We start from the raw sequence: 2,077 nt of genomic DNA on the forward strand, positions 1-2,077 counted from the left end.
GCGCATAATGGGCATGAAGTTCTTTATTGATCTTCAGATCCCATTTGGCCCCCTCTGTATAAGCAAGCCAAAAGGGATAACCAGGCAAGAGGCCTTCTCCAAAAACTATCAACTCCGCCTTGTTAACAGCTGCTTCCTGAATATAGGTTTTTATTTTCTCAAGAGTGGCATCCTTGTCTAACCAGGAAGGCGCTATCTGAGCTAAAGCAACATTAAGTAAAGAATCCATTATAAAATCCGATTTAATACCAGGTTCACATCGATCAATAAGATACTGAATAGCCCAATGATAATTACTAATTTCAGAATATTATGCAACCATACATAGTGTTTTTTGGTTGATGACTTCCACAATAACCCCAAAAAGAAAATCAAAAGAAAAATACTTGCGATAAAGTAGAGGTACATATAGCCCACATCAAAGGAATAGATCAGCAATAGGGCCGGAATTAGCGTAAATATCACCAAAATAGTAATACATGTTTTAGAAAAAGTTGCGCCATATAGGATGGGAATGGTTTTATAGTTTTGTGCTAAATCTCCCGCTATATTTTCCATATCCTTGATCAGCTCCCTTGCCAGGATTAGCAGGAAGAGAAACATTGCATGGACAAAGATCACAGTTTCAAAATTCCTGTAATACACAAATACTGCAAAAAAGGGAGTAATGGCCAGTAAGGCAGAAACTAGGTTTCCTACAAAAGCAATTTTTTTTAATTTATGTGAGTATAGCCATATGCCAAAGATGTAGCCTGAAAAAAAGAGAACAGCTTTAAAGGAAACATAACTCGCAAAAAGCACTGCAAAAAAATTAAGTACAAAATAGGTAGTCAATTTGGTTTGTTGACTTACCAGCCTATCGAGCATAGATTTTCTTGGCTTGTTGATCAGGTCTTTTTCTGAATCGTAAAAACTATTGATGATATAACCTCCCGCAATCACCAGGGAAGAGGCAAAAACAAGGGCGAACAAGCTAAGATCGAATACCACCTTCCAAAGGGGCAGGTTAGGTGACAGAATATATATGGATGCCAGGTATTGAGCAATGACGATCATCAATACATTGTACCCTCTTACAATGGAAAACAAACTCAGCAGCTTTAAAAGCAAGAGTTTGTTCTTTCTACTAAGCATTGTTGTTAAATTAGAAGTTGTATACCACTTCCAGGCGATATTCCTTCAGCGTATTCCTGGCCTTTTCAATATCCTGAGTGAAGCCCAGTATATAGCCACCGCCTCCGGAACCACATAATTTTAAATAATAATCATTTGTTTCTATCCCCTGTTTCCACAGTTGGTGAAATTGAGGTGGGATCATGGGTTTAAAATGATCCAAAACAACATGAGAAAGTTGTTTTATATTCCCAAATAAGGACTTTACATTACCTGTAAGAAAGTCTTCAACACAGGCATCTGTATGTTTTATAAACTCTTCTTTTAGCACAGTCCTGAAGCCTTCATGTTTCATCTTTTCCATAAAGATCTGAACCATGGGAGCAGTTTCGCCTGTTATTCCGCTATCTATAAGAAATACCGCTCCTTTCCCATCTTTGTTCTGGGAAGGAATACTGGTTGACTCAATATTATCCTGCGAGTTGATCAGGATGGGCAAGCTAAGGTAACTGTTCAAAGGATCTAATCCCGATGATTTTCCATGAAAAAAGGATTCCATTTTACCAAAAATGACCTTTAAACTCAGCAGTTTCTCACGAGTCAGATTCTCCAAAATGGTGATCTTGTTCTTGGCGTATTTATCATAAATAGCGGCTACCAAGGCACCACTACTGCCAATTCCGTATCCCTGTGGAATAGAGCTGTCAAAATACATTCCCTTTTCAAGGTCGTTTCTAAGAGCCTCAATATCAAACACTACAAGAGAAGGGTCCTCTTCTTGTAAATTTGCCAAATGTTCTGCAAATTTCTTGAGACTTTCATTCGATCTTTTCCCAGCTTCAGACAAGGTAGCCCCAGTCTTTAAAGCACCTTTAAAGAAATTATATGGAATAGAAAGTCCTTTTGAATCTTTAATGATCCCGTATTCTCCGAAGAGAAGGATCTTAGAATAAAAGAGAGGTCC

General features: G+C 38.0%; 3 protein-coding genes. All 3 read right to left on the bottom strand.

What is annotated here, in order from left to right; translation table 11 throughout:
- Positions 1-229, bottom strand: a 229-nt coding sequence (locus WBM98_RS06125; RefSeq protein ID WP_424365144.1) for a nitrilase-related carbon-nitrogen hydrolase, incomplete at its 3' end; no start/stop codon positions are given.
- On the bottom strand, positions 229-1,134 hold the full coding sequence (locus tag WBM98_RS06130; protein ID WP_424365145.1) for a geranylgeranylglycerol-phosphate geranylgeranyltransferase: 906 nt from the start codon (positions 1,132-1,134) through the stop codon (positions 229-231). The genes WBM98_RS06130 and WBM98_RS06125, both read right to left, overlap by 1 nt.
- 10 nt (positions 1,135-1,144) lie before the next feature.
- The coding region (locus tag WBM98_RS06135; RefSeq protein WP_424365146.1) for a mevalonate kinase family protein at positions 1,145-2,077 on the bottom strand (933 nt) is incomplete at its 5' end.

It is taken from the genome of Maribacter sp. (genome assembly GCF_049667165.1).
In the GTDB taxonomy this organism is placed as follows: domain Bacteria; phylum Bacteroidota; class Bacteroidia; order Flavobacteriales; family Flavobacteriaceae; genus Maribacter_A.